This window comes from Variovorax paradoxus (assembly GCF_022009635.1).
Taxonomy (GTDB): Bacteria; Pseudomonadota; Gammaproteobacteria; order Burkholderiales; family Burkholderiaceae_C; genus Variovorax.
On the sequence record NZ_CP091716.1, the window covers coordinates 7,337,212 to 7,362,286 of the forward strand.

General features: G+C 66.8%; 20 protein-coding genes. 14 read left to right on the forward strand and 6 right to left on the reverse strand.

The window, feature by feature from the left end; genetic code table 11:
* Window positions 1-110: 110 nt before the first annotated feature.
* The 3 genes from L3V85_RS34535 to L3V85_RS34545 all read left to right on the forward strand — a co-directional run bounded on the left by L3V85_RS34535 (window position 111) and on the right by L3V85_RS34545 (window position 3,009).
* Complete coding sequence (locus L3V85_RS34535) at window positions 111-890, forward strand: hypothetical protein (RefSeq protein WP_237677047.1); 780 nt, start codon at window positions 111-113, stop codon at window positions 888-890.
* 21 nt (window positions 891-911) lie between these two features.
* On the forward strand, window positions 912-1,661 hold the full coding sequence (locus tag L3V85_RS34540; protein ID WP_237677048.1) for a hypothetical protein: 750 nt from the start codon (window positions 912-914) through the stop codon (window positions 1,659-1,661).
* A gap of 106 nt (window positions 1,662-1,767) precedes the next feature.
* Window positions 1,768-3,009 carry an MFS transporter gene (locus tag L3V85_RS34545; protein WP_237677049.1) on the forward strand — a complete coding sequence of 414 codons (1,242 nt, stop codon included), beginning with the start codon at window positions 1,768-1,770 and terminating at the stop codon, window positions 3,007-3,009.
* A 39-nt stretch (window positions 3,010-3,048) separates the two neighbouring features.
* On the opposite strand, the gene L3V85_RS34550 is transcribed toward L3V85_RS34545, so the two are convergent.
* The 4 genes from L3V85_RS34550 to L3V85_RS34565 form a co-directional block, all read right to left on the reverse strand.
* Window positions 3,049-5,607 (reverse strand): penicillin acylase family protein, encoded by a 2,559-nt coding sequence (locus L3V85_RS34550; protein ID WP_237677050.1) that lies wholly within the window; start codon window positions 5,605-5,607, stop codon window positions 3,049-3,051.
* A 267-nt stretch (window positions 5,608-5,874) separates the two neighbouring features.
* The gene (locus L3V85_RS34555; protein WP_337250125.1) at window positions 5,875-8,178 is read right to left on the reverse strand and encodes an ExeM/NucH family extracellular endonuclease; all 2,304 of its coding nucleotides are present in this window, start codon (window positions 8,176-8,178) and stop codon (window positions 5,875-5,877) included.
* The gene (locus tag L3V85_RS34560) at window positions 8,115-8,708 is read right to left on the reverse strand and encodes a hypothetical protein (protein WP_237677051.1); all 594 of its coding nucleotides are present in this window, start codon (window positions 8,706-8,708) and stop codon (window positions 8,115-8,117) included. The genes L3V85_RS34555 and L3V85_RS34560 overlap by 64 nt, the downstream gene beginning before the upstream one ends.
* A gap of 209 nt (window positions 8,709-8,917) precedes the next feature.
* Window positions 8,918-9,805 carry a LysR family transcriptional regulator gene (locus L3V85_RS34565; RefSeq protein ID WP_237677052.1) on the reverse strand — a complete coding sequence of 296 codons (888 nt, stop codon included), beginning with the start codon at window positions 9,803-9,805 and terminating at the stop codon, window positions 8,918-8,920.
* Between the two features lie 265 nt (window positions 9,806-10,070).
* Here L3V85_RS34565 and L3V85_RS34570 point away from each other — a divergent pair, with 265 nt between their 5' ends.
* The gene (locus tag L3V85_RS34570) at window positions 10,071-13,613 is read left to right on the forward strand and encodes an indolepyruvate ferredoxin oxidoreductase family protein (protein ID WP_237677053.1); all 3,543 of its coding nucleotides are present in this window, start codon (window positions 10,071-10,073) and stop codon (window positions 13,611-13,613) included.
* Here the strand turns inward: L3V85_RS34570 and L3V85_RS34575 are convergent.
* On the reverse strand, window positions 13,608-14,261 hold the full coding sequence (locus tag L3V85_RS34575; RefSeq protein ID WP_237677054.1) for an HAD family hydrolase: 654 nt from the start codon (window positions 14,259-14,261) through the stop codon (window positions 13,608-13,610). The two genes, L3V85_RS34570 and L3V85_RS34575, sit on opposite strands and share 6 nt — an antisense overlap.
* 122 nt (window positions 14,262-14,383) lie before the next feature.
* Here L3V85_RS34575 and L3V85_RS34580 point away from each other — a divergent pair, with 122 nt between their 5' ends.
* From L3V85_RS34580 to L3V85_RS37390, 6 genes are all read left to right on the forward strand, one after another.
* Entirely contained in the window at window positions 14,384-16,558 is a 2,175-nt protein-coding gene (locus L3V85_RS34580; RefSeq protein ID WP_237677055.1) for a sensor histidine kinase, read from the forward strand.
* A complete protein-coding gene (locus L3V85_RS34585) occupies window positions 16,555-17,169 on the forward strand; it encodes a response regulator transcription factor (RefSeq protein ID WP_237677056.1) in 615 nt (204 codons plus the stop codon). Before L3V85_RS34580 ends, L3V85_RS34585 begins: the two co-directional genes overlap by 4 nt.
* Before the next feature lie 21 nt (window positions 17,170-17,190).
* On the forward strand, window positions 17,191-17,700 hold the full coding sequence (locus L3V85_RS34590) for an HAD family hydrolase (protein ID WP_237677057.1): 510 nt from the start codon (window positions 17,191-17,193) through the stop codon (window positions 17,698-17,700).
* A gap of 51 nt (window positions 17,701-17,751) precedes the next feature.
* The gene (locus tag L3V85_RS34595) at window positions 17,752-18,180 is read left to right on the forward strand and encodes a hypothetical protein (protein ID WP_237677058.1); all 429 of its coding nucleotides are present in this window, start codon (window positions 17,752-17,754) and stop codon (window positions 18,178-18,180) included.
* 30 nt (window positions 18,181-18,210) lie between these two features.
* Window positions 18,211-18,618, forward strand: a complete 408-nt coding sequence (locus L3V85_RS34600; protein ID WP_237677059.1) for a nuclear transport factor 2 family protein — start codon at window positions 18,211-18,213, stop codon at window positions 18,616-18,618.
* Between the two features lie 86 nt (window positions 18,619-18,704).
* Entirely contained in the window at window positions 18,705-18,833 is a 129-nt protein-coding gene (locus tag L3V85_RS37390) for a hypothetical protein (RefSeq protein ID WP_272934512.1), read from the forward strand.
* A 167-nt stretch (window positions 18,834-19,000) separates the two neighbouring features.
* On the opposite strand, the gene L3V85_RS34605 is transcribed toward L3V85_RS37390, so the two are convergent.
* On the reverse strand, window positions 19,001-19,744 hold the full coding sequence (locus L3V85_RS34605) for a GntR family transcriptional regulator (RefSeq protein ID WP_237677060.1): 744 nt from the start codon (window positions 19,742-19,744) through the stop codon (window positions 19,001-19,003).
* 127 nt (window positions 19,745-19,871) lie between these two features.
* Here L3V85_RS34605 and L3V85_RS34610 point away from each other — a divergent pair, with 127 nt between their 5' ends.
* Genes L3V85_RS34610 through L3V85_RS34625 form a run of 4 tightly spaced genes read left to right on the forward strand, consistent with a single transcriptional unit; the run spans window position 19,872 to window position 25,071 of the window.
* On the forward strand, window positions 19,872-21,254 hold the full coding sequence (locus L3V85_RS34610) for a class-II fumarase/aspartase family protein (RefSeq protein WP_237677061.1): 1,383 nt from the start codon (window positions 19,872-19,874) through the stop codon (window positions 21,252-21,254).
* A 21-nt stretch (window positions 21,255-21,275) separates the two neighbouring features.
* A complete protein-coding gene (locus L3V85_RS34615) occupies window positions 21,276-22,664 on the forward strand; it encodes a cation:dicarboxylate symporter family transporter (RefSeq protein WP_237677062.1) in 1,389 nt (462 codons plus the stop codon).
* 30 nt (window positions 22,665-22,694) lie between these two features.
* On the forward strand, window positions 22,695-23,684 hold the full coding sequence (locus L3V85_RS34620) for a tripartite tricarboxylate transporter substrate binding protein BugD (RefSeq protein ID WP_237677063.1): 990 nt from the start codon (window positions 22,695-22,697) through the stop codon (window positions 23,682-23,684).
* Between the two features lie 4 nt (window positions 23,685-23,688).
* Entirely contained in the window at window positions 23,689-25,071 is a 1,383-nt protein-coding gene (locus tag L3V85_RS34625) for a class II fumarate hydratase (protein WP_237677064.1), read from the forward strand.
* Window positions 25,072-25,075 lie beyond the last annotated feature (4 nt).

The window sequence follows — 25,075 nt, forward strand, 5'->3', positions numbered from 1 at the left end:
ACTCTTCCTCAAGCACAACGAACGGAGTCCCGGTGATTGCTGTCAGCGGCGCATTGCAGCGCGAATTCGAAACCTCTCCTGCCCTGCCCGAGCCCCGGAACGGTTCTCCCATGCGCACCCTCTGCTGCGTCGTCGCCATCTCGGTTTTCGTCAGCGGCTGCGCCACGGCCAACATCGCCTACACGCCGCGCGCCAGCCAGGACACCGCGCAGACAATCAAGTACACCGACGGGGTGGGCACGCTGTCCGAGAAGGACGAATCACGCGAGCTCTTCGTCTACTCGCGCTTCAAGATGCAGGGGCCGACCCAGCCGACCTTCACGCTGGGCTACGCCAACAACACGGCTGCGCCCGTGAACTTCAGCACCGACAACGTCAAGGCCTACTTCCGCGGCGCGCCGGTGCAGATCTACACCTACAGCGAGCGCATTGCCGAGATCCAGTCCGAGAAGCAGGCCAAGCAGGTGGCGCTGGCCATCATCGGCGGACTGGCGGCCGGCGCGGCGGCCTATGGCGCCTCGCGCCAGACCTACCGGCAGAACTACTCGGGTTCCGTGGTCGGCCGCCACGGCATCACGAGCTTCGCCGGCACGAACACGGTGCGCGTGTACGACCCCGTGGCCGGCATGCTGGCGGGCGCGGCCGTGGGCGGCGCGACGGTGCTGGGCATCCGGCAGATCGAGTACAACGCAGAGAGCCAGGAGCAGTCGGCCAACTCGATCCTGCAATTGAACACGGTGGAGCCGCTGCAGATGGTGACGGGCGACCTGGTGCTGAAGAACTGCTGCGACCCCAACCCGCGGCCCGACGACGTGATCCGCCTCGAGGTGACGGCGAGCGAGAAGACCTCGGTGTTCGAGTTCGTACGCTCGCAGGTCAAGACCCGCTGAAACTCCCCCTCCACAGCCGCCATGACGTCACCCCTGCGCCTCGACTTCAATTTCACGCCGCTGCCGAACACGCCCACGCTGCCGAAATGCACGGTCGTGAGCGCGGCAGGCTATGCCTTCTTCAGCGACGAGAAGGTCGCGCTGGCCTTCGGCACGACCTGCGTGGCCGTGGCCGTGGAAGGACGGGACCCCGTGGCGGTGCCCTATTTCGAACTCGCCGAACTCTCGCTCGGCAATCACGCGATCACGACGACGGGGCACACCTACCCGGACTTCGGCCTGTTCGGCGGCCTGCTGTCCGGCGGCGCCACGAACAAGGAGGTCACCAGCTCCACCACGCAGCCGAGCGCCCAGACCTTCATCTCGCTGGTCACGCACGTCGGCGAGCTGCACCTGCTCTTCACCGGCCTGTCGCCGGCCGTGTTGCGCATGTTGCTGGCGGAGGCCTTCACCGTATGGCGCCAGAACCAGCCGGACTGGCTCGAGAAGCGGCGCAAGTCCGTCGATGCCTACGTCGATCGCGAAGGGCTCGACGAGCAGACGCGCACCGCGCTGAAGGAACGACTGCTCACGTCGCTGGTGCCGGTCGCGCCACCACCGGCACCGTCCGGCCCGTTCGCCGGCACGGCCATGGCAGGCGATTTCGAGGCCCCCGTGCGCATGGGGGTGTGCCCCTCGTGCAAGACGACGATTCCGTTCTTCTCCGAGGAATGCCCCAAGTGCCAGGCACTGTTCGGGCCCGACTCGGCATGGCAGGTCCGGCCGCTTTGACCTGACCGGGCCACCGCGGCGCGCCCTTCCCGCGCGGCGATGGGCCCCGCCGCCAATGGGCAAGCGCGCGATCGGCCGCGCCGCCACACAATGGATTCGCCCCATCATGACGAATCCGACGACTCCCGACGCGCCCGCGGCGCACACCGGCACCGACACCCACTGGCAGCGCAACCTCGCCGTGTGCATGTTCGGCTCCTTCACCACCATCATCGCGATGACGCTGCTGCTGCCGTTTCTGCCGCTGTACGTCGAGCAGCTGGGCGTGAGCGACCACGCGGCCATCGTGCAGTGGTCGGGCGCAGCCTATGGCGCGACCTTCTTCAGCGCCGCGCTGGTGGCGCCGCTGTGGGGCCGGCTGGCCGACCGCTATGGCCGCAAGCCGATGCTGATCCGCGCGAGCCTGGGCATGTCGGTGGCGATGGCGCTCATCGGCATCGCGGGCAACGTGTGGCAGCTCGTCGGCCTGCGCCTGCTGGCCGGGCTGCTGGGCGGCTACGCCTCGGGATCGATGGTGCTCGTGGCCACGCAGACGCCCAAGGCACGCACCGGCTGGGCACTGGGCACCATGTCGTCGGCCATCATGGCGGGCAACCTCGTGGGCCCGCTGGTGGGCGGCGTTCTGCCGCCACTGATCGGCATCCGCGCGACCTTCTTCGCCGCGGGCGCGATGATCTTCGTGGCCTTCCTGGCCACCGCCTTCCTGATCCGCGAAGAAAAGAAAACCCCCGGCGCCTCGAAGCAGCGCGGCACCGCCGACGCCGGCTGGGCGGCCGTGCCCGACAAGCGCCCGCTGGTCGCGATGCTCTTGACCGGCATGCTGCTGATGCTGGCGAACATGTCGATCGAGCCGATCATCACGGTGTACGTGGCCACGCTGGTCGAGGACCCGAACCGCGTGACGATGATGGCCGGCCTCGTGATGTCCGCGGCCGCGCTGGGCAGCATCCTCTCGGCTTCGCGGCTGGGCAAGCTGGCCGACCGTGTGGGCCACTGGAACGTCATCGTCGGCTGTCTCGCGGTGTCGGCGGTGCTGCTGGTGCCGCAGGCCTTCGTGACCTCGGGCTGGCAGCTGGTGGTGCTGCGCTTCCTGATGGGGCTGTCGCTCGGCGGGCTGCTGCCGTGCATCGCGAGCGTGATCCGCCACAACGTGCCCGAGCGCGTGGCCGGCAACATGCTCGGCTACTCGACCTCGGCGCAGTACACGGGCCAGGTCGCGGGGCCGCTGCTCGGCGGCTTCGTGGGCGGCCATGTGGGCATGCGCGCCGTGTTCCTCGGCACCTGCGTGCTGATGGCCGCGGGCGCTGGCTGGAACTGGCTCGCGAAGCGCCGGCAGCCGCCAGGCTGACCGCCGCGCCTCGCGAGCCTCGCTTTTCGGACCTCGGACTTACTCGTTGATCGACGTGCTGCGCAAGGCCGCGTCGGCCTTGATCTCCGACTCCGAGAACGGCACCTTCAGCCACTGCCCGGCGCTGTAGGCGCGGGTGTAGTCGCCGTTGTGCTCGGACGCAGGGTCGTCCGACAGCGAGAAGGTCAGGAAGGTGTGGGCCTCCACGCCGCCCTCGGGGAAGCGCACGATCTGCATGTAGCTGTTGCCGTTCGGGTCCTTGTCCATCGTGTAGCCGCCCTTGTCGAGGCGGTTGTCCGAGCACGAGATGGTGAAGTAGCCCGGCCCGCCGCAGCCGCCGTACAGCGGGATCTTCTTGCCGCCGCGGGTGGCGAACAGGTAGTCGCCACGCTGCGCGTCGACCGCATAGCCGCTGGCTTCCACGCGCAGCACCGCGGCGCCGAAGGCCTGGCGCAAGTTCTGCGCGGTGGTCGGGTCGGTCTTCAGGCCGCGTGGCGTCTGGATCGGCGCATCCGGGTCGAACGGCGTGGTGTAGATCGCGCTGCTGGGCAGCAGTGCGCGGTTCCAGAACTCGTCCCACAGGTGGGCGCCGCGCGAGGCGGTGACGCCGGTGTTGTCCCAGCTGCGCAGCGCATTGCAGGCGGCCGTGGTGTCAACGTTGCGTGCCGGCGTGAACGTTTCCTTGGCCTGCAGGTCGCCGTTGACCGCGAAGGTCGCCGGCAACGCGCACACGATGTCCAGCGCCTCGTTCTTGAACACCTCGGCCGTAAGCACGCGGCTGTTGAGCACCATGCGCTTGACCGTGTCGACCGTCGCGCCCTTGGCGCCGTAGCTGTCGGTGCCGTCGATGCGGCCCTGCGCCAGCAGGTTGCCCATGCGGGTGCGGAAGCTCACCGCTTCGGTGCGGGCCGCGCCCATGATGTCCGGGTAGCCGGTCAGCGGCACCTTCGGATTGGCGAGCCAGTAGCTGTCGTTCATGTTGGCGACGTAGTCGTCGCGCATCAGGCTGGGCATGCGCGACGGGCCGATGGCGCCCTTCTGCACCGAGTCGGCATCGGTCTGCCAGTCGCAGGCGCTGCGCGAACCATCCAGGATCGGCACGCGCGGAGACGAACCGCGCAGGGCGTTGGCGACCTGGCTCTGGCTCGAGCAGCTCGCCATCTGGTCGGCCGAGACGTTGGGCACGGCGCCGATGTCGGCATACCAGGCCTTGTCGCTGCCACGGCCGACGGCCACGGTGTTGACCCACGGGATGGCCGCTTCTTCACGCTGGATGGCGATGAATTCGTCGAGCGACTTCGCCTGGTTCCAGCGCAGCCAGTTGCGGAAGGTGCGGTAGTTCTCGCCGTTGATGTCGCGCATCGCATAGGCCGTGGCCTGGCCCCACGGCGGCAACATGGAATTGGCCGCATTCAGGTTGAGCATCGGCCCGTACTCGGACTTGTAGAGCGTGCGCGTCACCTGCGTCATCTCGCCGGTCGCGGCCTTCACCTTGATGGTGATGGCGTCCGCCTGCATCTTCACGGCCTTGCCGTCGCGCATGTAGCTCGTCGGATCGCCCGAGGCCAGCTGCAGCTCGTAGATGCCGAAGCGCCGCGCGGTCGACACCGTGTGGCTCCAGGCGATGTTGTCGTTGAAGCCGATCAGGATCACCGGAATGCCCAGGAACGAGGTGCCGCTGATGTTCAGCTGCCCCGGGATGGTGAGCTGCGCCTGATAGAAGCGGTCGGGCCCGCGCCAGTACCAGTGCGGGTTGCCGAACAGCAGCGGGCTCTTGTCGCCGGTGGCCGCCGTGCCGAAACCGATCATGTTGCTGCCCACGCCTTCGTGGCCGCCGACCTGCATCGGGAGTTCGCCGATGTTCAGCGCCGCGTGCTGGACCCCGAGTTTGCGGACGTGGCTGCGCGCGCTCAGCTTCTGCGGACCGTTCGGCTCGGGCGCGACAGCGGTGGCGATGGCCGTCAGGAAGTTGCTGTATCCCCCCGCCAGGTTGGCCGCATACATGCGGCGATAGATGTCGTCGGTGGTGATGGGCTGCACCCATGCCTCGGTGCGGCAGGCCGCATGCGCGCTGCCGCCAGCCCTGGCCTCCCGCACATAGCGGTTGTAGCCCGCCGTGAAGCCCTCGACCATCTTCTTCAGGTTGTCGGGCTGCGCGTCGATCATCTTCTTCAGCACATCGGCCGATATCACGTGGCGGTGGAAGAAGTCGGAGTCGATGTTCTTCGGCCGAGCGATGGTGCTGCTGGCCACGAGCTGCGCATCGGCGCCGAGATACTGCGAGCGCTCGCCGCGATAGGTGAGGAACGAGTCGGCCATGGTGCAGAGGTTGTCCTCCGCCTGCGCATAGCCGTAGCCGTAGCCCACGCCCGCGAAGTTGTCGGCCTTGATGTGCGGCACGCCCATGGCGGTGCGGCGTATCTCGGCCTTATAGGTGGCATCGGCCTGCGGATTGCCCGGGTTGGCGGGGCTGCCAGGCGTCGGAATGAACGAGAAGCCGTTGTTGCCGCCGCCACCGCAGGCGACCAGGGCGGCTGACGCCGCGAGTGCGAGCATGAACGGCGGCACGAAGCCGCGACGGGATGTCTGTTGTCTCATGAAGTCTCCGGTTGATGCTCTCTTGATGGAGCATGCCGGAGCATAGGCACGGGCGCGGCCCGTGGCTTGAACGCAGCCGCTGTGATGCGCGGGCAGCACCACGCATTCAGTTTCTGTGCATGCGTAGATCAACCACGCCGAACGACCTGGACAGAAAAACGCTTGTGGTCCAGGTCGGTCGGCGTGCACAAGGTCAGATCGCGCCCCCGGCAAGTCCCCGCGAGATCGTGAGAATGGGCGCGCTCCTTGGCGGGACTAAATTCGGGCTCAGTTCACTTTCACGGTGTGAGAGCCCAGGCCCGAGAAGGTGTCGGCCGGGATGCCCGTGTTTGTCCACTGCACCGACGGATCGAAAGGAGCCATCGGATTGGGGTCCCCAGCGGTGACCTCCGACTTGCGGCGCAGAGTCTGATCCAAGGTGCTGACGCGCTCCTCCCCAGCGACGCTGACCGGCTGCCCAAGCCAAGCGGTTCCAGGGTCCGTGCCCACTTGACCGAACCTGTCGATAACCACACCCGACTTTTCGAGCGTCAACGCGTCGTTGCCATTGAAGTTGACTACGTTGCTCATGATTGAGCCTGCGATCTTGAGTGCCGGGTCGGCACTTGGGTGGACCACCACCAACACGCCTTTCCCCGCCAGTGAACCACTCAGCTTGAGCGAGTTGGTCGACGTTTTCGCGCCGTTGGCGTACAGCTTGATGGTGTAGAGGCTCAGGTCGAGGGCTGAAGAGGTCGGGTTGTAGAGCTCAATCGCCTTGTTGCTGCCTGTCTTGCCCTCCACGTATTCACTGAAGAACAAATCGGGCGGTCCGGGTGGCAGCAGCACCACCGCAGTGCTGACATTCACGCCGCCCAATTTCGTGCCCGTCTGGCCAGCCGAGTCGATCAGTGTGACCACCACGTTGAAGGTGCCAGCGGTCGCATAAGTGTGCGTGACGATGCCAGTGCCTGGCGCAGGGTTGGCAGCTGTGCCGTCGCCCCAGTCGACCGAGAGGGCAGTCAGCGTGGCCGAACCGCCAGGAATGGCTTCCGAGATGTCGATGCCGTAAGTCTCGCCGGTCTTCACGGAACCCGGAATCGTCGCGTTGACGATGGGCTGACTCACCGCGGCGTCGGCCACGAGATTCAAACCGACCAGCACCGGGTCATGGTCCGACGCGCGGAACGGCGTGGGCGCGTAGCGATCGTCGGGCTTTGATCCGGTGTTGTAGTCCAGCACGGGCGGCTCGTCGGAGTTGATGTGCCACACGCTCACGCCGCTGACCTGCGTGGCCAGCGACGCCGAGGCATAGGCATGGTCGAGCGCGCCCGTTTCGCCGCCGAACACGTAGGTATAGCGGTCGCCAGCAGGCATACGCTTGAGCAGGCTCTCGTTGCCAGCGCTTTCCAGCACCTTCGTCGGGTCTTCCAGCAGGTAGCTGTTGAAGTCGCCCATCATCAGCACGTCGCTCTCACCCATGGCCTTGAGCTTGCTCACGAAGCTGTTGAGTGCCGTTGCCTGCTTGGTGCGCGCCAGATTCCAGCAACCTTGACCCTGGTCAATGTCGCCAGTCGTGAGACAACTGCCCTTGCTCTTCAGATGGTTGACCACGAACCAGAAGCCACCGTTGTTGCCCACCGCGCTGAAGCGCTGGGCCAGAGGCGGCCGGCCGCTGGCAGCAATGTAGTCCGTCAAGTCCGCGCCCGTCGGCAGCACGACACCGCCGACGCGCTGCACTTTCGCGGGCTTGTAGAGGATGTCCACCTTGATCAGATCTGTGCCGAACACGCCGCTGTTGACGGCCGCGTAGGTGTTCGCGCCCACCTTGGCGTTGAGGGCAGCCAGCAGGTCTTTCGTTGCGATGTCCGTGTTCTGGATCTCCATCAGGCCGATCACGTCGGCGTCCAGCCCTGCAATGGCGGCCACGATCTTGGCCTGCTGCCGCTCGAACTCGGTCAGGTTGTCCGCGCCGCGGCATGTGTCCGGGAATCCTGTACCGAGCAGGCAGACCTGGCCGGTCTGCCCTGCGGCGTTCTTGCCGTCCACGAAGGTGGTGAAGTAGTTGAGCACGTTGAGGCTGGCCACCTTGAGTGAGCCACCGACCACCGGTGCCGTAGGCTGGCGCGGATTGCTCTGCGCGAACACCGGCGCCACGGTGGGCTGGATGCGGTAGGCGCCGAAGCTGTGGCTCAGTATGCCAGTCACCTTCTGCGTCGTATCGCCGATCCGGCGAGTACCGTCGGTGCCCGCCGCGCTCAGATACGGAATGGGATTGGGGTTCGAACGCGAAGATCCATCGTCAATCACGATGCGTGAAAGCATGTTCTGCGCGTTGGTGGACGTCGAGTTGCCATTGGTGGCATTGAACTGGCGTCCGTTCAGCGCTAGCACCAACTGGCCATATTGGCCGAGCTGGTAGGTCTCCGTCACGGCCAGCGGCTGCGAGATCTCGACCAGCATGCCTTCATAGCGCTCGAGAGCGGATTCGTCAGCCACGGGTAGCGTGATCTTCGTCGGGGCGACGGTCAGGCCGCTCGCGCAGACGCTGATGGCGGTGGGTTCCGGAGCCTTGCCGGCGATCTGCGTGATGCTGTCGGCTTGGCCCCTGCGCTGGCGGTCTGGCCGAACTCGGCGACCACGCCGGAGACCTGAACGAAGTCACCCACCGCCACGCGGGTGGTGCTTTTCGAGGTATAGACGAAGATGCCCTCCGAGGTCATGGGATCGGCATCGGGGTCGAGTTGCTGCACGAAGAAACCGTCCAGCTTGGCGGTCGTGGTGTCGGTGTTCTGAAAGTCGCCGACCACCACGCCGCGCACGGTCACGGTCTGGTTCAGCAGGGGGCTGATATCGCCTGTGCCCTGCACGGCCGAGATGGCTTTCAGCGGCGCGTTGGCCGGGACGGCTGCAGCACACGTGGGCGTGATCGGCGGCTCCGAGGCGGGCAGCGTTTCTTGAGCCGTGTCATTGGCCGCGGAGGCATTGCTGGCTGGTGGTGTGGCAACCAGCGGAAAAGATGCATTGTCGCCACCACCGCCGCCACAGGCGGTCAGCAGGAGGGCCAATGTCAGCGCAAAGGTCTTGATCGGCCACGCTGGCCGAGGGGAATGGTGAGTCATCGGGGGGATTTCTTTGGAATGGAGGAGGACCGGCAAGCGGCCCGCGGTCATTTATATGAACCGGCCGTGTAACCTTCGCGACACCAAAGCAAACCAGCGCTATTGCGCAATCATCTCTTCGCTGGTAGAGCAGCCGCAAAACATCGGCCCCTCGAAATCCGGCGTACCCCCGATCGGAGAAGAACGCCACCCCGTCTCTGCAGAACCGGCTACGGCATCCCGCGTGCCAGCAAGTGATCCACCAGCCGCCGCTGCGGGAAGCTCAACGCCTCCTGCCGCGTACACAGATACATGCGGCGCGAAGCCCATGCATCGGTGAGGTTGATGAAGCGCAGCTTCATCTCCTTGCGATAGGTCACCGCGGCACCTTCGGGCAGGATGCCCACGCCCATGCCCGCCTCGATCATCCGGCACACAGCCTCGAAGCTTTTCACGCGCACACGCAGGCGAAGCACCTTGCGCGCGCTCATCGCGGCGTCCTCCATCGTGCGGGAGATGGCCGAGTCGTCTTCCAGCCCCACGAAATCGAAGTCGAGCAGCTCCTCGAAAGACACCTCGCGCCCGCGCCATGGATGCTTCTGCCGCACGATGGCCACCAGCCGGTCGGTGCGGTAGGGAATGAAGTTGAGCGCGGGGTCGACCGCTTCGCTGGTGATGACGCCCACATCGGCCTGACGGTCGCGGATGGCCTGCACGATGTAGACGCTGCGGTGCTCCTCCACGCTCACGCGGATCTCGGGGTAGCGCACGCGAAAGCTGGCCACGTCGTCGGGCAGGAACTGGCCCATGGCCGAGGCGTTGGCATGCAGCCGCACGCGGCCGGTGGCGCCCTGCGCGTAGTCCGACAGGTCGGCGCGCATGCGGTCGACGTCGCGCAGGATCTGCCGCGCATGCATGGCCAGCGACTCGCCGGCGCCGGTGGGCGTCACGCCCTTCGATGTGCGGTTCAGCAGCGCCACGCCCAGGTGCCCCTCGAGGATGGCCAGGCGGCGGCTCGCGGCCGACAGCACCATGTGGCTCTCGGCGGCAGCCTTCGACAGGCTGCCGTGCTCAATGGCGCGCAGGAAAAGCGCCAGCGAATCGAGGTCGGGTCTCATCGGGTTCTCGTCGTTCTGCGGGGCCGCCATTGTCGGGCCGGCGCGGCACCGACAGTCCACCGAAACCCTTTCGGCCGAATGCAGCGGAAAAAGACAAATCTTCCGTAAAGCGCGCCCGCTCGCCAAAACGAAGAAGCACTTTCCGCGCGCTTGGCGGAAGAATCGTTGCTGCCTCGCCGCCTACCCCGGCGAGGCGTTTCGCGGGCCGGCACCCTACCGGGGCCATGTCCGCATTCCACGAGTCCTACCCGGAGTCCTTTCTGTCATGGCATCCCACGAACTGGCCAGCGTTGCGCTGGACGACAAATACACGGCCACCGAAGGCCGGATCTACCTCAGCGGCATCCAGGCACTGGTGCGCCTCATGCTCGTGCAGAAATGGCGCGACCAGAAGGCGGGGCTGAACACCGCGGGCTTCGTCTCGGGCTACCGCGGCTCCCCGCTAGGTGGCCTGGACGAGGCGCTGTGGAAGGCGCAGCCCCAGCTCGAAGCCAACGCCGTGAAGTTCCTGCCCGGCGTGAACGAGGAACTGGCCGCCACCGCCGTCTGGGGCACGCAGCAGGTGCACCTGACCGGCGAAGCCGCGGTCGACGGCGTGTTCGCCATGTGGTACGGCAAGGCGCCCGGGGTGGACCGCTGCGGCGACGTGTTCAAGCACATGAGCCATGCCGGCACCTCGCCCAATGGCGGCATCCTGCTGGTGGCGGGCGATGACCACGGCGCGTCTTCGTCCACGCTGCCCAACCAGAGCGACCACCTGTTCGCGGCCTCGATGATCCCGATGCTTTATCCGCAGAGCGTGGAGGAATACATCGAGCTGGGCCTGCACGGCTTTGCCATGTCGCGCTTTGCCGGACTGCCGGTGGGATTCAAGGCGCTGGCGGACACGGTGGAATCTTCCGGCTCCATTCCGGCCGGCGCGCTCGACGTGCACACGCGGCTGCCTTCGGACTTCGTGTTCCCGCCCGGCGGCGTGCATGCGCGCCTGTCGACCGACACGCTCGGCGTACAGGCGCGCAAGCAGGAAGCGCTGATGCAGGACTACAAGATCTACGCCGCCATTGCCTATGCACGCGAGAACCGGCTGAACCGCGTGACCATCGATTCGCCGAAGGCGCGCCTGGGCATCGTGGCCTCGGGCAAGTCGTACCGCGACGTGCTGGAGGCGCTGGAAGAACTGGGCATCGATGCCGACGAAGCCGCGCGCATCGGCATTCGCCTCTTCAAGGTGTCGATGCCCTGGCCGCTGGAGCCCGATTCGATCCGCGAGTTCGCCGACGGGCTCGAGGAGATCCTGGTGGTGGAAGAAAAGCGCCAGATCGTCGAATACCAGCTCAAGGAGCATCTCTACAACTGGCGCGAAGACGTGCGCCCGCGCGTGATCGGCAAGTTCGACGAGCAGGGCGAATGGGGCGCACACCCACGCGGCAAATGGCTGCTGCCGGCCACGGCCGACTTCTCGGTGGCGCAGATCGCGCGCGTCGTCGCGGCGCGCGTGGCGCGCTTCCACACCAGCGACCGCATCCGCATGCGGCTCGCGATCCTCGACGCGAAGGACGTGGTGCTCGGCAAGGCCGTGGCCACGCCTTCGCGACCGGCCTGGTACTGCTCGGGCTGCCCGCACAACACATCGACCAAGGTGCCCGAAGGCAGCCTGGCGCTTGCGGGCATCGGCTGCCATGTGATGGCCACCGCCATCTATCCGGAGCACAACAAGACCACCACGCACATGGGCGGTGAAGGCGCGCCCTGGCTGGGCCAGGCCTGGTTTTCCAAGCGCAGGCATGTGTTCGCGAACCTGGGCGACGGCACCTACTACCACTCGGGCTCGCTGGCCATCCGCGCGGCCGTGGCCGCGGGCGTGAACATCACCTACAAGATCCTCTACAACGACGCGGTGGCCATGACGGGCGGCCAGCCGGTCGACGGCCCCATCACCGTGCCGCGCATCGCGCACCAGATGGCGGCCGAGGGCGTCAAGCGCCTGGCGCTGGTGGCCGAAGACCCGACGCGCTGGGCCGACCGCAGCGTGCTGCCGCCCGAGCGCGACGGCTTCGTGCTCACCGTGCACCACCGCGACCAGATGGATACCGTGCAGCGCGAGTTGCGCGAATTCAAGGGCGTCTCGGTGCTCATCTACGACCAAGTCTGCGCGGCCGAGAAGCGCCGCCGGCGCAAGAAGGGCGAGTTCCCGCCGGCCGCGCGCCGCGTGTTCATCAACGACGCGGTGTGCGAAGGCTGCGGCGACTGCGGCGAGCAGTCGAACTGCACCGCGCTGCTGCCGAAGCAAACCGAGTTGGGCCTCAAGCGCAGCGTGGACCAGAGCGCCTGCAATGCCGACGAGTCCTGCATCAAGGGGTTCTGCCCGAGCTTCGTGACCGTGGAAGGCGTGAAGCCGCGCAAGCAGGCGCCCGTGGCCGCGAAGGCCGCGGCCGACGAGGCGCCGCTGCCAGAGCCGAAGCAGCTCGCGCTCGACGGCATGCACAACATCCTGATCACCGGCATCGGCGGCACGGGCGTCATCACCATCGGCGCGCTGATCGGCATGGCGGCGCACCTCGAAGGCAAGGGGGTGAGCGTGCTCGACATGACGGGCATGTCGCAGAAGAACGGCTCGGTAACTTCGCACGTGCGCATCGCGCGCGATGCGGCCCAACTGAAGGCGCAGCGCATTCCCACCGGCGAGGCCGACCTGATCCTGGGCTGCGACATGCTGACCGCCGGCGCCCCCGACGCGATCGCGCGCATGCGCCCGGGACGCACCTATGCGCTGGTCAACACCTTCGAGCAGCCGACCGGGCATTTCGCGCAGCAGCCCGACTGGGAATTTCCGGCGGCGCAGGTGCGCGCGCTGATCGAGGAATCAGTGGAAGGACGCGCCGACTTCATCGACGCGACGCAGCTGGCGACGCGGCTCATGGGTGACGCCATCGCGGCCAACCTGTTCCTGCTGGGCCTCGCGTTCCAGAAGGGCTTCGTGCCGCTGTCGGCCGAGGCGCTCGACAAGGCCATCGAGATCAACGGCGTGGCCGTGAAGGCGAACCAGGCCGCCTTCCGCTGGGGCCGCAAGGCGGCGCTCGACCTCGCGGCAGTGACGCGCGAGGCCTCGCCGCGGAAGGTCGTGGCGCTGCAGCGGCCGCAGAGCTTCGAGGCGCTGGTGAAAGACCGCACCGCCTTCCTGGCGTCGTACCAGAACGCCGCCTATGCGCAGCGCTATGCGGAACTGGTCGAGCGCGTGCGCGTGCTCGAACAGCGCGAGCGCGGCGGCACCGTGCTGGCGAAGGCCGTGGCATCGGGCCTGTTCAAGCTCATGGCCTACAAAGACGAGTACGAGGTCGCAAGGCTCTACACCGACCCGCGCTTCATGGAAAAGCTCGCCGAGCAGTTCGAAGGCAAGCCCGTGCTGCGCTTCAACCTCGCCCCGCCGGTCCTCGGCCGCCGCGATGCCGAAGGCCGCGCGGTGAAAACCAGCTTCGGCCCTTGGATGATGGGCGCGTTCCGCGTGCTCGCGAAGCTGCGCGGCCTGCGCGGCACGGCCTTCGACGTGTTCGGCCGCACCGCCGAGCGGCGCATGGAGCGGCAGTTGATCGAGGACTACCGCGCGATGGTCGAGGACCTGCTGGCACGCTTCGACCGCATCGACTTCGACACCGCGCTGTCGCTGGCGCGGCTGCCGGAGCAGATCCGCGGCTTCGGGTATGTGAAGGAAGAGAGCGTGGTGGCCGCGCGGGTGCGCTGGCAGGCGCTGGCGAAACAGCTGGAGGCTGCGCCGCAACGCGAGAGGGAACTCAGCGCCGCCGCTTCATGACGGCAGGGCCGTGGCTGCTGTGGGAACGGCGGGGAGCACGGGCAATTCGCCGTCGCCCCGCAGCCACGGCCGGTCGGCCAGCGCGAGCAGCTCGCGATCGCCCCGGCTGTCGCCATAGGCATAGAGCATGGCGGGCTGCTCGCCGGCCAGCCACTCCCGCAGGCGCCGTGTCTTCTCGGGGCCCCAGCAGTTGGCCGAAGCCAGCCGGCCGGAAAAGCGGTCACCGGCAAATTCGAGTTCGGTCGCCAGCACGGCGTCGAAGCCGGCCTGCGCCGCCCAGGGCCGCAGATAGAGCGACGGCGATGCGCTGATCAGCACCAGCCGGTGCCCCAGCCGCTTGTGCGCCTGGACTCTTTCGAGCATCTCCGGGCGAACCAGCGCCGGCAGCTCGCTGGACGCGAAATGCCGCGCGGCGTCTTCCAGTTCATGACGCCCCATGCCGCCGAGTGTGGACGCGAGGAAATGCGCCTTGGCCACACCGCGGTCGCAGGCCCCGGTCCATGCGCCGAGCAGCCACGGGGCGGAGCGCACCACGCCGGCGGCGAATCGCCCGCGGCCGGCCACGCCTCGCACGAATTCCTGCAGGCTGTCGCAAGTGGTGATGGTGCCGTCGAAGTCGAAAGCGGCAAGGGTGGCGAGGTCTGGCATCCGGAGGGTCGGCTGCCTTCAAGGCGGCGGTGCTGGGTACGGCCCGAGTTTAGCGACGCCGGCCTTCTGCAGCGATCAGGGCAAAATTCTGCTCGCCGCGCCGCTCGGCCCCGCCCCCTTTCATGCCACCCACTTCGCTCGAACCGCCTGTTCCCCCATTTCGCCCGCGCCTGCGCTATCGCACCGTGGCCGCGTGGACGGCGGCCTGCGCGTTCGCGCTGCTGCTGATCGGCCTTGCGGGCCAGTGGGCCGCCGTGCGCGAGGCGAACTTCCAGGCCGACTCGATCCGCCGCGCCATGGAAGTGCATGTGCTCGGCCTGCGCGACTCCGCCGGCAAATACAGCTACCTGCCCTTCACCACCGGACTGCATCCGGAAGTGCTGGCCGCGCTCGCCCACCCGGAAGACGCCGCCGTGAAGCAGCGCGCCAACCTCTACATCGAGGAAGTGAACCGCCAGGCGGGCTCCGACGCGCTCTACCTGAGCGACCTGCAGGGCCTCACGCTGGCCGCGAGCAACTGGGACACGCCGCAGAGCTTCGTCGGCGAGTCCTACGCCAACCGGCCCTACTTCAGAGATGCGCGTGCGGGCCGCAGCGGCCTGTTCTACGGCCTGGGCCAGACGACCGGCGAGCCGGGCCTGTTCATCTCGGCGCCGGTGCGGCCGGACGGCGGCGCGGTGCTGGGCGTGGTGACGGTCAAGGTCAGCCTGCGCCAGTTGCAGGAGGCCTGGACCTTCGTGCGCGACCCGATCCTGCTGACCGACGCACGCGGCATCGTGTTCCTGAGTTCGGTGCCGTCGTGGATGTACCAGGCCACGCGCGCCTTGTCGCCCACCGACGTGGAAGGCATTCGGCGCGACCAGCAGTACGGCGCACGCACCGATTTCCCGCCGCTGCCGTGGCAACTGGAGCGCGACGACGGCCAGCCCGGCTACCTGGTGCGCACCAGCATCGGCGGCAAGCCGCGCCGCTTTCTCGCGGTCGACGAACCGCTGCCCGACCTGGGCTGGACGCTGACGGTGATGGCCGACCATGCCGAAGTCAGCCGCGCGCGCGAACGCACCTGGATGCTGGGCCTGCTGGTCGCGGGCGTGCTGCTGCTCGGAGGCCTGTACTGGCAACTGCGCGAACGCCGCTTCGCCGAACAGCGCGACGCGCGCCGCGACCTGGAGCTGCGCGTTCGCGAACGCACCCACGCACTGGACGAAGCCCACGCCTTCCGCAAGGCGATGGAAGACTCGCTGCTGGTCGGCATGCGCGCACGCGACCTCGAAGGCCGCATCACCTACGTCAACCCGGCCTTCTGCGACATGACGGGGTACGGCGCCGACGAACTGCTCGGCCGGCTGCCGCCCTACCCTTACTGGCACCCCGACGACGTGACCCAGCACTGGCACCACTACGACGCCATGATGAGCGGCCAGCCCGCCCGCTCGGGCTTCGAGTCGCGCCTTCGGCATCGCGATGGACGCGAGGTGATCACCATGGTTTACACCGCGCGGCTGATCGACGCCGACGGACGGCACAGCGGCTGGATGAGTTCGGTGGTGGATATCACCGAGCAGAAGCGCGCCGAGTTGCGCCAGCGCCAGAACGACGAACAGCTGCAACATGCCCAACGCCTCGCGAGCCTCGGCGAAATGGCGTCCACCCTGGCTCACGAACTCAACCAGCCGCTGATGGCCCTGAGCAACTTCGCGAGCGCGGCCAAGGCCTTTGCCGAACAAGGCAACCAGGCGCTGCTGGTAAGCAGCCTCGACGAGACCATGGCGCAGGCCCAGCGCAGCGCCGAGATCGTGCGTCGCATACGCGGCTTCGTGCGCCAGCGCACCGTCGGCACCGAAGACTGCGCGGTGCCGGCGCTGGTGACCAACGTGCTCGCCCTGCTGCAGGGCGAGATGCGGCAGCGCCAGGTGCGCGCCGAGGTGCGCGTGCCCGCCAACCTGCCGCCGGTGCGCGGCGACCGCGTGCTGCTCGAGCAGGTGCTGCTCAACCTGCTCTCCAACAGCCTGCAGGCCATGCAGTCCACGCCGCAGGAAAAGCGCGTGGTCGAAATCGACGCCGAAGCGCTCGACGGGCGCATGCGCATCCGTATTGCCGACCGCGGCGCGGGCATCGACGCCAGCCTGGCCGAACAGGTGTTCGCGCCCTTCTTCACCACCAAGGCCGGCGGCCTGGGCCTGGGGCTCAACATCTGCCGCACCATCGTCGAAGCCCACCGGGGTCGCCTCTCCTTTGCCGACCGGCCCGGTGGTGGCACAGTCTTCACCCTTGCGCTGGAAATCTCACCGCCATGAACGCTCTCGCCAACAACCTGTGCATCGTGGACGACGACGAGGCCGTGCGCCGCTCGCTGGGTCTGCTGCTGCTGTCGCGCGGCTATGCGGTGCAGACCTTCGCTTCGGGCGAGGCCTTCCTGGAAGGCGCCGACCTGCAGCGCGCGGGCTGCGCCATTCTCGACCTGCGCATGGACGGCATGAGCGGCCTGCAGGTGTTCGATGCGCTGCGCGCGCAGGACAGCCCCCTGGTGGTGATCTTCCTGTCCGGCCACGGCGACATCCCCATGGCGGTCGAGGCCGTGCAGAACGGCGCCTTCGGCTGGCTGGAGAAACCCTGCAACGACGAACAGTTGCTCGACAGCATCGCCCGCGCGCTGCGCCAGGCCGGCGAGAACGCCGTGCGACGGCAGGCCCGGCAGGCGGCACAGGCGCTGTGGGACAAGCTCACGCCGCGCGAGATGCAGGTGGCCCGCCTCGTCGCCGAAGGAAAGCCCAACAAGCAGATCGCGCTGGAACTCGCGCCACTGGAACAGCGCACGGTAGAAACGCACCGCGCGCACGTGTTTGCGAAGCTGGGCTTGTCGAACAGCCACCAGCTCGATCGGTTCTTGCGTGAGCATGCGCTGTAGCGCTGCGAGCCGGCACGCCGCATGAACCCCTTGTCCGACATTCGCGCCGTGTGTTTCGATTGGGGCGGCACCCTGATGTCCGAAGAGGGGCCTCCCGACATCTCCATGGGCTTGTGGCCGACCGTCCATGCCATCTCCGGCGCCGCCGAGTGCCTTGCCAGGCTGGCGAATCGGGTGCCACTTGCAATTGCGACCAACGCCTCGGTATCGCGCCGACCGATGATCGAGCTCGCGCTCCAGCGGGTAGGCTTTGCCACTTATTTTTCCGAGATCTTTTGCTTCACGGATCTGGGCTATCGAAAGAGCCAACCCGAGTTCTGGCACGCAGTTGGCTCCGGACTCGGCCTGCAGCCGCAGCAGATCGCCATGATCGGCGACTCCTTCGAGCAGGACGCCTTCTACCCGAGGCGATTCGGCATCCAGGGTGTCTGGTTCAACCCGGCCGGGGCGCAGGCTCCAAGCCCACACTCCGGGATCCCGCAAGTGGCCGATCTTTCTGTCTTCGCGTCGTGGGTTCTTGAGGCGATCTGATCTCAGGGTCAACGCATTCGACTGGTCAACACTTATCACTCCCGAATTGCCATGGGCTACAACGTATACATCACTCGCCGCGAAGACTGGTTCGCCGAAGACGGTCCTGAGATCTCCCAGCAGGAGTGGATCGACCTCGTTCATACCGACAAGGAAATGCGGCTCGACGGATACGCCGAAGCCAGAACAGCCAACGGAGATGTGCTTCGCGTGAATGACGAGAGCATGGCCGTATGGATCGAGTATTCCAAGCACGACGTCGACGGAAACGCGGCCTGGATCTGGCACCACCAAGGCAACATCGTCGCAAAGAACCCCGATCAAGAAATTCGGCGCAAGATGTGGCGGTTGGCTCAAGCCGTTTCGGCCAAGGTGCAGGGAGACGACTCAGAACTCTACGGCGCAGATGGCCAGATGTTGTTTCAGGAAACACCCGTGGAGGAAGAGGCCCGGAGCAAACCTTGGTGGCGTGTCTGGTGAGAACTAGGTCACCCCGAATGGAGAGCGATGATGGAAGAGCAGATTGTTCGAGCGGCTATCGATCGACATTGGGCCGCGTCCGCTGCGGGCGATCGGGTCACCGAGCACGAGATCTATCACGACGACGCCGTATGCACCTACCCGCAGTCAGGTGAGGTCATCCATGGGCGGCAGAACCTGCAAGCACTACGAAGCCATCACCCAGGCAAGCCTTCAGGGTTTGTTGTCCGGCGAATCGTAGGAGAGGGAAATCTCTGGGTGACCGAATATGCGATCGACTATGAGGGCAAGAGCGCCTTCACGGTGAGCATCATGGAATTCCGGGATGGAAAGGTCGCGCGCGAGACCCAGTACTTTGCAGATCCTTTCGAGGCTCCTGCCTGGCGCGAGCAGTGGGTTCAGACAGGAACGCCAGGCAAAGCAGTAGACCGTCAATGAGCAGACAGACTTCGACTGCTGCACCGCCTCCGAGAGAAATCAATCTATCGGACGCACGAGCGCTCGCTGCCGTGCAAGCGAAGGCCATGCTCGACACCAGCGAGGCCGATATGCTGTCTCCCGACTACGTCGAGGCCGAAGGCTGCTGGATTTTCTTCAGAAGTCGCGAACTGACGTTACCGTCGCACATGGAGCTCCCCGCTTCTGCGGCTTAGGCCGTCAGCAAATGGGGCGAAGTTCGAATAGTTGCGGATTGCTCCGACAGCCCAGATCAAATGAATTCGCTGCTCGCGCTTCTATCCGACTTTTTCCTTCGCAACGAGCGGCGATAAAGAACAACCGACTCACTCGCGGGTCGGTCGATCGACGGCCGCACCACCCGCTACGGCGCCGACCTCGTCAACCGCATCGAGACCGAGAACCTGTCCGCCGGATGAACCGAAATGGACACCTCGAAGGCCTGCCCATCGGCATCCAGGTACTGCCGCACGATCTTCAGTGCGGCAGCGCCCTGCTCCACGAGCAGGGCCTTCGCCATTGCGGCGTCCTTCACGGTGCAGGCGCGCACGTCCTGGTGGATCTCGGCGATCTGGCGGTCATAGCGGGTGCCGATGAGTGAACTGATCAAGGTCTCGGGCGACTCGCGCACGATCTCGCCGATTTCCGAATAGGCCGGGTCGACGTACACATCGGTCCACCCGATGGGGCCGCTCTCGCTGCCGCCGTCGAGCCGCAGGCTGGAGATTCGCAGCCAGCGCGCGCCGGGCGCGCACCCCAGGTCCTCGGCCACCGCGCCGGCAACGGCCACCTCCTCGATCGATTGCACCTGCCGCAAGTGCTCGGTGCCGAAGTGCACCAGGTCGTCCACCGACGCGAGCGTCGGGCGAAAGGTGTCGCGCGGCTTGGCGGCCTCGACGCGCGTGCCCACGTTCTTGCGGCGCGACACCAGGCCCAGGCGCTGGAGTTCGGCCAGCGCGGCGCGCACGGTGTGCCGGCTGGTCTTGTAGTGATTGCAGAGCTCGAGCTCCGTGGGAAGCAGCGACCCGAGGGCGAAGTGACCGCTCGTGATGGCGTCGGTCAGGTGGCGCGAAATGTCGCTGTGGTGAGGCTTGGTTGGCGAAGACATGTTGCCCTCAAGGATCGCATTCATGGTGCCAAGGGTAAACCCCAATTCGCCGAATATGTTCGGACATATTAAAGTTCAATATGTCCGAACATATTAACGTTCGTCAGTTCCATATTCAACGACTCCAATGAACACCACCCGCACCTCGATCCCGATGGCCAGCACCGTCGTCGACTCCATCCTGTTCCGCGACGCCTTCGGCACGCAGAAGATGCGGCAGCTGTTTTCCGACGGCGCGCTGGTCCAGCGCTACATCGACGCCGAAGTCGCGCTGGCCAAGGCCGAGGCGCGCGTCGGCGTGATCCCGGCCGAGGCGGCCGAGGTGATCGAGCGCGAATCGAAGATCGAGCGCATCGACTTCGACCACATGCGCGAAGAGACGGACATCGTCGGCTACCCGATCCTGCCGCTGGTGCACCAGCTGGTCGCCATGTGCGGCGAAGCGGGCCGCTACGTGCACTGGGGCGCGACCACGCAGGACATCATGGACACCGCGGTGGCACTGCAGGTGCGCGACGCGCTCGACAGCATCGACGGGGACATCCGCGAGCTGCGCGGCATCCTGGCCGAACTTGCGAAGAAGCACCGCGATACGCCGATGGCCGGCCGCACCCACCTGCAGCAGGCGCTGCCCGTGACCTTCGGCTACAAGGTCGCGATCTGGCTGGCCATGTTCGACCGGCACCAGCAGCGCATTGCCGAGCTGCGCCCGCGCGTGGCGGTGGTCGAGTTCGCGGGCGCCGCGGGCACGCTGGCCTCGCTGGGCGACAAGGGCTTCGAAGTGCAGAAGGCCATGGCCGAGGAACTGAAGCTGGGCGTGCCCGCCACCACCTGGCACGTGGCGCGCGACGGCTTCGCGGAGGCAGTGAACCTGCTGGCGCTGGTCACGGGCTCGCTGGGCAAGATCGCGCTGGACATCATGATCATGGCCTCGACGGAGTTCGCCGAGGTGTACGAGCCCTTCGTGAAGGGCCGCGGCGCCTCGAGCACGATGCCGCAGAAGCGCAACCCGATCTCCAGCGAGCTGATGCTGGCCGCCTCCAAGGCGGTGCGCCAGCACGCGGGGCTGATGGTCGACGCCATGGTGCAGGACTTCGAGCGCGCCACGGGCCCGTGGCATGCCGAGTGGATCGCGATTCCCGAGAGCTTCATCCTCACCTCGGGCGCGTTGCACCAGGCCAAGTTCGCGCTGGGCGGACTGATCGTCGACGAGGCGCGCATGAAGCACAACCTGGGCATCAGCCGAGGCCTGATCGTGGCCGAGGCCGTGATGATGGGCATGGCGCCTCACATCGGCCGCCAGCAGGCGCACGACGTGGTCTACGACGCCTGCCGCACCGTCAATGAAAAGGGCGGCACGCTGGCCGAGGCGCTCGCCGCGCTGCCCGAAGTCACGAAGCACTTCGACCGCGCCACCATCGACCGCCTGACCGACCCGGCCAACTACCTGGGCCTCGCACCGCAGATGGTGGACCGCGCGCTCGCGCTGTCCGCCGAAGTGGCGCACTGAACCTCGGCGCGGAGAAACTTCATGACCACCATGCAAGCGCCCAAGCCGCTGCCCTGGTATCGCAAGCTCGGCATGCAGGTGCTGCTGTCGCTGGTACTGGGCATCGCCGTCGGCTTCGTGTTTCCGAAGTTCGCCTCGCAGCTCAAGCTGCTGGGCGACATGTTCCTGTCGCTCATCAAGGCCGGCGTCGCGCCGCTCGTGTTTCTCACCATCGTGCACGGCATTGCCTCGGCGGGCGACGTGAAGAGCGCCGGGCGGGTCGGCTGGCGCGCCATTCTCTATTTCGAGGTGGTCTCGACGATCGCGCTGGTGGTGGGCCTCTTCGCGGGCAACCTGCTGGGCATCGGCAAAGGCATGGCCACCGTGGCGGGCGGCGCGGCGGCACCGGCCGCGGCCAAGGCGGCGCCGCCGCAGGGCTTCCTGGAGTTCATGGCGCACATCGTGCCGGACAACTTCGTCGGCGCCTTCGCCAAGGGCGAACTGCTGCAGGTGGTGGTGCTGGCGGTGATGGTGGGCATCGGCATCCTGGCCATTCCGGATGCACGCCGCGCGCGCATCAACGAGGGCCTGGACAACATCTCCGAAGTGCTGTTCTCGTTCATCAACCTGGTGATGAAGCTCGCGCCCATCGGCACTTTCGGCGCGGTGGCCTATTCGGTGGGCAGCAACGGCACTGCCGTGCTGGTGGCGCTCGCGCAGTTGGTGCTGAGCTTCTATGCCGTGGTGTTCCTCTTCATCGCGGTGGTGATGGGGCTGATCGCCAGGCTGGCCGGCTTCAGCCTGTGGCGCTTTCTTCGCTTCATCAAGGACGAGATCCTGATCGTGCTGGGCACCGCGTCTTCGGAAAGCGCCCTGCCCCGCCTGCTGATCAAGCTGGAACGCCTCGGCTGCGCCAAGCAGACGGTGGGCCTGGTGCTGCCCACCGGCTATGCCTTCAACCTGGACGGCACCTCGCTGTTCATGGCCATGGGCGTGATGTTCATCTCGCATGCCTACGGCGTTCCGCTCACGCTCGACCACCAGATCGGCATCCTGCTGCTGATGCTGCTGACCTCGAAGGGCGCCGCAACCGTCTCTGGCGGCTCGTTCGTGGTGTTCGCGGCGACCGTCACCTCCACCGGCATGCTGCCCGTCGAGGGGCTGGCCGTGATCTTCGGCGTGTACCGCTTCCTGTCGATGGCCATCGCCACCTGCAACACCATCGGCAACAGCGTGGCGACGGTGGTGGTCGCCAAGTGGTCCGGCACCTTCGACGCGAAGACCGCCGAGCGGCACCTGTACCCCGAGCGCCATCCCGATGCCGCCGCGGCCGACGCGGCCCTTGCCGACGGCAACCTGCTGAACGAAGACGCGCGCGATGCCAACCCGCACCCGGGCGGCATCCCCACGTCCAGGCCCCACCCGGTCTGAACAAGAAAACCAACCGAGGAGACAAGCAAGATGATCGATATCAGGAAACTCGCCGCCCGCGCCCTTTTGGGCACGGCGCTCGCCACGGCCGCCTATGGCGCCGTCGCGCAGGCCTGGCCCGCCAAGCCGGTGACATGGATCGTGCCGTTCGCGGCCGGCGGGCCCACCGATGCACTGGCGCGTGCGATGGCCGAGCGGGTCGCGCGGGAGCTGGGCCAGCCGATCGTCATCGACAACGCACCCGGCGCCGGCGGCACGGTGGGGGCGGCCAAGGCATCGCGTGCGGTACCCGACGGCTACACGATGCTGGTCGGGCACATGGGCTACATGGGCGCGGCGCCCGCCCTCTACAAGAAGCTCGCCTACGACCCGGTGAAAGACTTCGCGCCCGTGTTCCGCTTTCCCGATACGCCGCTGGTGCTGATGGTGCGCAAGGAACACCCGGCCAAGGACATCAAGGCGCTGGTCGACTTCGGCAAGGCCAACCCCGACAAGCTCTTCATCAGCAACGCCGGCGTCGGCTCCAGCTCGCACCTCATCGCGGCACTGTTCGCGGCTTCGGCCGGCATCAGGATCTCGCAGGTGCCGTACAAGGGCGCGGGGCCGGCGCTGATCGACGTGATCGGCGGCCAGGTCGACGGCATCTTCGACCAGACCAACACCGCGCTGCCGCAGATCAAGGAAGCGAAAGTGCGTGCGCTGGCCGTGACCTCGAAGGTGCGGCTGCCGCAGCTCAAAGACGTGCCGACGCTCGCCGAAACGGTGCTGCCGGGCTTCGAGGCCTCGACGTGGTACGGCATCTACGCGCCCAGGGGCACGCCGCAATCGGTGCTCGACAAGGTGCAGCAGGCCTACATGAAGGTCATGGGCGACAAGGCCTTCACCGACAAGCTCGCCGAGCAAGCCATACAGATGCTGCCGACGGAGCAATACACGGGCGCCGCGCTCGGCAGGCACACCGAGGTCGAGGTGGCGCGATGGAAGACCGTGGCCGCCAAGACCAACATCTCGCTGGACTGACACGATGACCGCCATGCGCATCGAGCACGACGCCTTCGGCCCGGTGGAAATCCCGGCCGGTAAATACTGGGGCGCGCAGACGCAACGCGCCGCGAGCGTATTCGAGGTCGGCACCGAGCGCTTTCCTGCCTGTCTGCTGCATGCCTTCGGCCTGCAGAAGATCGCGGCGGCCCGGGCCAACGAACGCTGCGGCGCGCTCGACGCCGCGTTGGCCGCGCAGATCGTCGTCGCGGCCGAAGAGCTGTCGCGTGGCCTCTTCGACGCGCATTTTCCGCTCACCGTCTGGCAGACCGGCTCGGGTACGCAGACGAACATGAATGCCAACGAGGTCATCGCGAACCGCGCCAACGAACTGCTCGGGCAGCCGCTGGGCACCAAGTCGCCGGTGCATCCCAACGACCACGTGAACGCCTCGCAGTCGTCCAACGACAGCTTCCCGACGGTGATGCACATCGCTGCCGCCATGGAGCTGACCGGGCGCCTGCTGCCATCGCTTGCCGTGTTGAAAAGCGCCCTGGAGGAACGCGCCCTCGCCTTCGCCGGCGCCGTCAAAGTGGCGCGCACGCACCTGATGGACGCCGTGCCGATGACCATGGGCCAAGCCTTCGATGCCTTCGCATGGCAGGTGGGCAACGGCATGGCGCGGCTGCAGGACGCCTTGCCGCGTCTGCTGGTGGTCGCGCAGGGCGGCACGGCGGCCGGCACCGGGCTCAATGCGCCGAAGAATTTCGACGTGCTGTTCTGCGAGGAACTCGTCGGCCTGACCAATCTTCAGTTCAAGCCGCATCCGTGCAAGTTCGAGGGCATGTCGGGCCACGACGCGCTGGTGGAGCTGTCGGGGGCGCTGAACGTGGTCGCCACCTCGCTGATGAAGATCGCCAACGACATCCGCTGGATGGGGTCGGGCCCGCGCTGCGGCATCGGCGAACTGGTGGTGCCGGACGACGGCCTGACCTCGTCGATCATGCCCGGCAAGCGCAACCCGACCATCGCGGAAGTGCTGGCCCAGGCGGCCATGCAGGTCATCGGCAACCACGTGACGGTGACCATGGCCGGCGCATCGGGCAACTTCGAACTCAACGTGGCCAAGCCGGTGCTGATCCACAACGTGCTCCAGTCCATTCGCGTGATGGCGGACAGCGCGCGCGTCTTCGCAGGCAAACTGGTGGCCGGGCTGGAAGTCGACCGCGAGCGCCTGGCGTCGAACCTGGGCAATGCGCTGCTGGCAGTGACCGCGCTGAATCCGGTGCTGGGCTACGACAAGGTGGCGCGCATCACGCGCACGGCCATGGAGCGCGGCATCTCACCGCGCGATGCGGCCGTCGAACTCGGCCTCCTCAGCGCCGAGACGTACGACAGGCTGATGGCTGAATCGCTTCCCCGGTGAGCCT

Bases quoted from the DNA above. Each gene is read 5' to 3' on its own strand.
- L3V85_RS34535 (WP_237677047.1), top strand. From the start codon at position 111: ATGCGCACCCTCTGCTGCGTCGTCGCCATCTCGGTTTTCGTCAGCGGC.
- L3V85_RS34540 (WP_237677048.1), top strand. From the start codon at position 912: ATGACGTCACCCCTGCGCCTCGACTTCAATTTCACGCCGCTGCCGAAC.
- L3V85_RS34545 (WP_237677049.1), top strand. From the start codon at position 1,768: ATGACGAATCCGACGACTCCCGACGCGCCCGCGGCGCACACCGGCACC.
- L3V85_RS34550 (WP_237677050.1), bottom strand. From the start codon at position 5,607: ATGAGACAACAGACATCCCGTCGCGGCTTCGTGCCGCCGTTCATGCTC.
- L3V85_RS34560 (WP_237677051.1), bottom strand. From the start codon at position 8,708: ATGACTCACCATTCCCCTCGGCCAGCGTGGCCGATCAAGACCTTTGCG.
- L3V85_RS34565 (WP_237677052.1), bottom strand. From the start codon at position 9,805: ATGAGACCCGACCTCGATTCGCTGGCGCTTTTCCTGCGCGCCATTGAG.
- L3V85_RS34570 (WP_237677053.1), top strand. From the start codon at position 10,071: ATGGCATCCCACGAACTGGCCAGCGTTGCGCTGGACGACAAATACACG.
- L3V85_RS34575 (WP_237677054.1), bottom strand. From the start codon at position 14,261: ATGCCAGACCTCGCCACCCTTGCCGCTTTCGACTTCGACGGCACCATC.
- L3V85_RS34580 (WP_237677055.1), top strand. From the start codon at position 14,384: ATGCCACCCACTTCGCTCGAACCGCCTGTTCCCCCATTTCGCCCGCGC.
- L3V85_RS34585 (WP_237677056.1), top strand. From the start codon at position 16,555: ATGAACGCTCTCGCCAACAACCTGTGCATCGTGGACGACGACGAGGCC.
- L3V85_RS34590 (WP_237677057.1), top strand. From the start codon at position 17,191: ATGAACCCCTTGTCCGACATTCGCGCCGTGTGTTTCGATTGGGGCGGC.
- L3V85_RS34595 (WP_237677058.1), top strand. From the start codon at position 17,752: ATGGGCTACAACGTATACATCACTCGCCGCGAAGACTGGTTCGCCGAA.
- L3V85_RS34600 (WP_237677059.1), top strand. From the start codon at position 18,211: ATGGAAGAGCAGATTGTTCGAGCGGCTATCGATCGACATTGGGCCGCG.
- L3V85_RS37390 (WP_272934512.1), top strand. From the start codon at position 18,705: ATGCTCGACACCAGCGAGGCCGATATGCTGTCTCCCGACTACGTCGAG.
- L3V85_RS34605 (WP_237677060.1), bottom strand. From the start codon at position 19,744: ATGTCTTCGCCAACCAAGCCTCACCACAGCGACATTTCGCGCCACCTG.
- L3V85_RS34610 (WP_237677061.1), top strand. From the start codon at position 19,872: ATGAACACCACCCGCACCTCGATCCCGATGGCCAGCACCGTCGTCGAC.
- L3V85_RS34615 (WP_237677062.1), top strand. From the start codon at position 21,276: ATGACCACCATGCAAGCGCCCAAGCCGCTGCCCTGGTATCGCAAGCTC.
- L3V85_RS34620 (WP_237677063.1), top strand. From the start codon at position 22,695: ATGATCGATATCAGGAAACTCGCCGCCCGCGCCCTTTTGGGCACGGCG.
- L3V85_RS34625 (WP_237677064.1), top strand. From the start codon at position 23,689: ATGACCGCCATGCGCATCGAGCACGACGCCTTCGGCCCGGTGGAAATC.